At 63.1% G+C, this 6952-nt stretch carries 2 protein-coding genes; both read left to right on the plus strand.

Annotated elements, in window-relative coordinates:
* On the plus strand, positions 1-4796 hold a 4796-nt coding region (locus HP546_RS23275; protein WP_172230038.1), incomplete at its 5' end, for a non-ribosomal peptide synthetase.
* 70 nt (positions 4797-4866) lie between these two features.
* Positions 4867-6952, plus strand: a 2086-nt coding sequence (locus HP546_RS23280) for a condensation domain-containing protein (protein ID WP_372242457.1), incomplete at its 3' end; no start/stop codon positions are given.

The following is a 6952-nucleotide window of genomic DNA, read 5'->3' on the forward strand; positions in this document are numbered from 1 at the left end:
ACATCGCCCCGCAAACCGAGCTGGAGCAGCAGATTGCGGCGATCTGGGCAGATGTGCTGAAGCTGGACAGGGTGGGTCTTGACGACAACTTCTTCGAGCTGGGTGGCGATTCGATCATCTCGTTGCAAGTGGTTAGCCGAGCACGCCAGGTGGATATCCACTTCACTCCCAAGGACCTGTTCGAGGCACAGACGGTGCAAGCGCTGGCGCGACTCGCCTCGCGTGGCGACATCGTGCTGATCGATCAGGGCGCGGTGACTGGGGTTACACCGCTCACGCCCATCCAGCACTGGTTTTTCGAACAACCCATTGCCAAGCGCCATCACTGGAACCAATCGGTCCTTCTGACCCCAGGCGAAGCGCTTGACGCGCTGATGCTCGATGCCGCACTGCAGGCATTGCTGAACCACCACGATGCCTTGCGTTTGCGCATGGTCAAGCATGGGGTGCAGTGGCAGGCGGAGTTTGCCGAAGCGGGTCATGTCCAGCTGTGGCAGCGGGATTTCGCCAGCATCGAGCAACTGGAGCAAGACGCCGCCCAAGCCCAGCGCAGCCTCGACCTTGAGCACGGCCCCTTGCTGCGCGCCATGCTCGGGACGCTGCCTGACGGTAGCCAGAGGCTGCTGTTGGTGATCCACCACCTGGTGGTGGACGGCGTGTCGTGGCGTGTACTGCTGGAGGACCTGCAGCAGGCCTACCAGGCCCTGGCCGCCGGGCAGCCGCTGCAACTTGCGCCCAAGACCACGTCGTACAAAGCGTGGGCCGAGCGTTTGCAAACCTATGCCGCCGCGCCGGAGCTGCAACAGCAACTGGGCTACTGGCAGGCGCAGTTGCAAGGCACCCGCGAAGCGCTGCCCTGTGATAACCCGCAGGGCAGCCGGCAACTCAGGCATGCTGCTTCAGTCAGCACCCGCCTGGATGCGCAAAGCACCCGACGGCTGTTGCAGGCGTGCTCTGTGGCCTATCGCACGCAGATCAACGACCTGCTACTGACGGCGCTTGCGCAGGCAGTCACCCAATGGAGTGGCCAGCCTGAGGTGCTGGTGCGCCTGGAGGGACATGGTCGCGAAGACCTGTTTGCGGGCATCGACCTGACGCGCACGGTGGGCTGGTTCACCAGCCTGTACCCGGTGAAGCTGAGCCCGCAAGCGGACCTGGCGGGTTCCATCAAGACCATCAAGGAACAGTTACGCGCCGTGCCTGACAAGGGCCTTGGCTATGGTGTGCTGCGCTACCTGGGCGATGCTGCCAGCCGCGAAGCCCTTGCAGCGTTGCCTGAGGGGCAGGTCGTTTTCAACTACCTTGGGCAGTTCGACGGCAGTTTCGACGGCGAAACAGGCTTGTTCACCCCTGCCAAGGAGCATGACGGGGCCAGGCAGGATGCCCAGGCGCCGCTGGCCAGCCTGTTGACCGTCAACGGCCAGGTCTATGGCGGCGAGCTGCGCCTGGAGTGGACTTTCAGCCAGGACGTGCACCACCGCGAAACCATCGAGCGGTTGGCCCAGGCTTACCTGCAGGCCCTGGGTCAGATCATCGAACATTGCTGTGCGAGCGGGCATCGTGGCCTGACGCCATCTGACTTCCCGCTGGCTGCACTGAGCCAGGCACAACTCGACCAGTTGCCGGTTGCAGCGGCGCACGTCACCGATGTCTACCCCTTGTCGCCCATGCAGCAAGGCATGCTGTTCCACAGCATCTACGAGCAAGGCAGCGGCAACTACATCAACCAGATGCGCGTGGATGTGGATGGCCTGAATGTAGACGCCTTCAGGCAAGCCTGGGAGGCTGCCCTGCAAGCCCACGATATCCTGCGCAGCAGTTTCATCTGGCAGGGTGATCTGGGCCAGGCGGTGCAGGTAGTACGCAAGCGTGTAACGCTGCCGTTCAGCGAGCACGACCTGCGTGCCGAGGCTGGGCTGGATCAGGCCCTGGACGCCCTGGCAGATACCGACCGGCAGCTTGGGTTCGACCTGGCCGAGGCGCCATTGTTGCGTCTGGCGCTGGTGCGTACGGGGGCTGCGCGTCATCACCTGATCTTCACCTGCCATCACATCCTGATGGATGGCTGGAGCACTTCGCAGTTGCTCGGCGAGGTCTTGCAGCGTTATGCCGGCCAGCCTGTGGTGGCCACGACGGGCAGTTATCGCGACTATATCGCCTGGCTGCAGCGCCAGGATGCACGGGCTGCCGAGACATTCTGGCGGGGCCAGATGGCTGAACTCCACGAACCCACGCGCTTGGCCCAGGCGGTGCGCAGTGCCGAGCCAGAGGGCCAGGGGCATGAGGTGCATCACCAGGTGTTCGATGCCGCGCGTACCGCTCGGGTAGAGGCGTTTGCCCGCGCTCAGCGCGTCACCGTCAACACCTTGGTGCAGGCAACCTGGCTGCTGTTGCTGCAGCGTTATACCGGGCAGTCGTCGGTGTGCTTTGGCGCCACGGTCGCAGGGCGGCCGGCGGAGCTGGCTGGCGTGGAAGCGCAGATCGGGTTGTTCATCAACACCCTGCCGGTGGTGGGCGCGCCGCAAAGCGAGCAAAGCGTTGCGCACTGGATCGGGCAGGTACAGGCCAGCAACCTGGCCATGCGCGAATATGAGCACACGCCACTGTACGACGTGCAGCGCTGGGCGGGCCTGGGCGGTGAAGCGCTGTTCGACAGCCTGGTAGTGTTTGAAAGCTATCCGGTATCAGAAGCGCTTCAGCAGGGTGCGCCGAGTGGGGTGCAATTTGGCGCGGTGCAAGTGCGTGAGCAGACCAACTACCCGCTGACCGTGTTGGTGAGCCTTGGCGACAGCCTGGCCATCCAGTACCGGCATGACCGCGCTCAGTGGAACGGCGAGGCGATCGAACAGTTGGCGCATCATTTTGCAACGCTGCTTGACGCGCTGGTAAGCGATGCGGGCGCTGCACTGGGTGATCTGCCGCTGCTCGATGCTGCTCAGCACCAGCTTATCGTGCAGGACTGGAATCGCACGGCGGCCAGCTACCCGGCCGAGCGTTGCATTCACCAGCTGTTCGAGGCGCAGGTGGCCAGCGCACCAGACGCCATCGCGCTGATCCACGGCGAGCAGACGCTCAGTTATGCCGTGCTGAATGCGCGGGCCAACCAGCTGGCGCACAAATTGCGCGAGTCCGGTGTCGGCCCGGAAGTACTGGTGGGTGTCGCCATGGAGCGGGGCCTGGACATGGTGGTCGCGTTGATGGCGATCCTCAAGGCGGGCGGTGCATACGTGCCGCTTGACCCGGGCTATCCGCAGGATCGACTGGTGTACATGCTGGAAGACAGCCAGTCGCTTTTGTTGCTGTCGCAATCACACCTGCTCGAACGTGTGCCGTCCAGCTTCCAGGCGCGCACGCTGCTGGTTGACCAGTTGCACCTCGACGGCTACGACGAGATCGACCCGGTGTGCCTGACTACACCGGACAACCTGGCCTACTGCATCTACACATCCGGCTCCACCGGCAAGCCCAAAGGGGTGCAGATCGAACATCGCAACGCCGTGGCGATGATCGCCTGGGCGCAGTCGGTCTACAGCCGGCAAGACCTGTGTGGCGTATTGGCGTCCACATCGATCTGTTTCGACCTGTCGGTCTGGGAGCTGTTCGTAACCCTGGGCTCGGGTGGTTACGCGGTGCTGGCAACCAATGCCCTGGAACTGCCCCACCTGCCGGCCAAGGACCAGGTACGCCTGGTCAACACGGTGCCGTCGGCCATCAAGGTGCTGCATGAAACCGGCCAGTTGCCGCCCGGCGTACGCATCATCAACCTGGCGGGAGAAGCGCTCAAGCAGGGGTTGGTCGACGCGCTTTACGCGACCGGCCATGTGCTCAAGGTATACGACCTGTATGGCCCGTCGGAGGACACCACCTATTCCACCTTCACCCTGCGCACGCAGGGTGGCCAGGCCAATATTGGCCGGCCGCTGTCCAACAGTGCGGTATACCTGCTGAGCGAAGCCGGCGCGCCGCTGCCGACAGGTGTGGTGGGGGAGTTGCACATGGCCGGTGCAGGGCTGGCGCGTGGTTACCTGGCGCGCCCTGGCCTTACCGCTGAGCGTTTTCTCCCAGACCCGTTCGGCAAAGCGGGCAGCCGCCTGTACCGCACTGGTGACCTGGCCCGTTATGGCGCCGATGGCGTTATCGAATATGTCGGGCGCGTCGATCATCAGGTGAAGATCCGTGGTTTCCGTATCGAACTGGGCGAAATCGAGGCGCGACTGCAGCAGCAGGACACCGTGCGTGAAGCGGTGGTTCTGGCCCAGGATGCAGCGGGAGGCCAGCAACTGGTGGGCTATGTGGTGCCAAGTGATGCTGCGTCGGTTGAAAGCCGGGAAGCGCAGACGGCGCTGCGCGACACCCTGCGCGCCCAACTGAAAGCCAACCTGCCGGATTACATGGTGCCAGCACACTTGCTGCTGCTCGAGCGCCTGCCGTTGACACCGAATGGCAAGCTGGACCGCAAGGCGTTGCCTCAGCCGGACGGCAACCTGCGGCAAGCAGCTTATGTGGCGCCGGACACGGAGCTCGAACGTAAGGTTGCGGCAATATGGGCTGAAGTTCTTGGCGTGGAAAACGTATCTCTTACCGACAACTTCTTCGAGCTGGGCGGCCATTCCTTGCTGGCAACCCAGGCGGTAGCACGACTGCAGATCGAACTGGGCACGAACCTGCCACTCGCGTTGTTGTTCCAGACAGAGAACCTGCAGGCCTTTGCGCAAGAGGTAGGCAGTCTCGGTACCCGAAACGACGGAGACCTGGATGAGCTCCAGGACTTCATGGCAGAGCTCGAGGCGGTTTGAGATGCACACGGACAATAGAAACGCAGACCTGGTTTATCGCTTCATTCGTCTGCCGCAGGCACAGCAGAAGCTGTTTCTCGAGAAACTGGCGTCCAAGGGCGTCACCCTCGCGCAGCTGCCCATTCCAGTGGTCAGGAACGAAGTCGAACGCCTTGTGCTGTCCTATGCCCAGCAACGCCAGTGGTTCCTCTGGCAGATGGAACCTGACGGCTCGGCCTACAACATACCAACCGCGCTCCGGTTCCGCGGCCAGCTGGACCTGGCCGCCCTGCAGCGCAGCTTCGAGACGCTGATCCAGCGTCATGAGGCCTTGCGCACGACCATTGGCGAGGAAGATGGGCAGTTGCTGCAGGTGATCCACCCCTGCCAGCCTTTCGAACTGGCCCGTCAGGCCGTGGGTACCCTGGATGAGGGCGCTTTGCAGGCGCAGGTTGCACTTGAGGTACAGCAGCCATTCGATTTGGCTCGGGGGCCACTGTTGCGGGTGAAATTGCTGGATCTGGCGCAGGAAGAGCACGTGCTTGTGCTCACCCTGCACCATATCGTTGCCGATGGCTGGTCGATGCCGTTGCTCATCGATGAACTGGTAAGCCTTTATGAAGGCTACAGCCAGGGCCGTGAGGTGGCGCTGGCCGAACTGCCGATCCAGTACGCCGATTATGCGATCTGGCAGCGAGCATGGATGGACGCTGGCGAGCGCGAGCGGCAACTGGCGTACTGGATGTCGCAATTGGGTGATGACCACCCGGTGCTCGAACTACCCACCGACAGACCACGCCCGGCGCAGCAGAGCTACCGGGGCCAGCGTATCAACGTCGACCTGGGTGAGGCGCTTGGCCTGTCGCTCAAGCAGCTGGTACAGCGCCAGGGTGCGACAGCCTTCATGCTGTTGCTGGCCAGTTTCCAGGTGCTGCTGCATCGGTATTCCGGGCAGGCTGATGTGCGAGTGGGGGTGCCCATCGCCAACCGGAACCGGGTAGAAACCGAACGGCTCATCGGCTTTTTCGTCAACACCCAGGTCATGCGTGCCGCGTTCGACACGCAGCTGACTTTCAGCGAATTATTGGCACAAGTGCGCCAGCGGGCGTTGGCTGCGCAGGTCCATCAGGACCTGCCATTCGAGCAACTGGTCGATGCCTTGCAGCCAGAGCGCAGTTTGAGCCACAGCCCCTTGTTCCAGGTGATGTACAACCATCAGACCCGAGTGAAAGGGGAGCGTCGCAGCTTGCCCGGCCTGGAGGTGGAGAGCCTGCCATGGCGTGTGCATGCGGCGCAGTTCGACCTGACCCTGGACACTTTCGAGCACGAGCATGGCTTCAGCGCCACCCTGACCTTCGCAACCGACTTGTTCGATGCCGCGACCATTCAGCAGATGGCTACTCACTGGCGCAACCTGCTGCAAGGCATCGTCGCCAACCCAGACCAGCGAGTGGCTGAACTGCCGTTGATGGATGACACTGACCGGCAGCATATCGTGGATGGCTGGAATGCAACGCAAGCCGATTATCCAGGTGATACCAGCATTCACCAGCTGATCGAAGCCCAGGTGTTCGCCACCCCGGATGCCCCGGCCCTGGTATTCGGCGAGCACACGCTGACGTACGCCCAGCTCAACCGCCGGGCCAACCAGCTGGCGCACAAGTTGCGCGAGCAGGGCGTGGGCCCGGATGTGCTGGTGGGCATCGCCATGGAACGCAGCCTGGAGATGGTCATCGGCCTGCTGGGCATCGTCAAAGCCGGCGGGACCTACGTGCCGCTCGACCCTGAATACCCACAGGACCGCCTGAGCTACATGTTCGAAGACAGCGGCATCCCCTTGCTGCTGACCCAGTCGCACCTGCGCGAAACCTTGCCGATTCCCGCCGGCCTGCGCAGCCTGGACCTGGATGGCGAAAACCTCGAAGGCTACAGCGATGCCAACCCCAATATCGACGTGGCGCCGCTGAACCTCGCCTATGTGATCTACACCTCCGGCTCCACCGGCCGCCCGAAAGGCGCCGGCAACAGCCATCAGGCCCTGGTCAACCGCCTGTGGTGGATGCAGAAGGCCTACGGCCTGGACGCCAGCGACAGCGTGCTGCAGAAAACCCCGTTCAGCTTCGACGTGTCGGTGTGGGAGTTCTTCTGGCCATTGATGACCGGCGCCCGCCTGGTCG

Source organism: Pseudomonas sp. CM25, assembly GCF_013179705.1.
In the GTDB taxonomy this organism is placed as follows: Bacteria; Pseudomonadota; Gammaproteobacteria; order Pseudomonadales; family Pseudomonadaceae; genus Aquipseudomonas.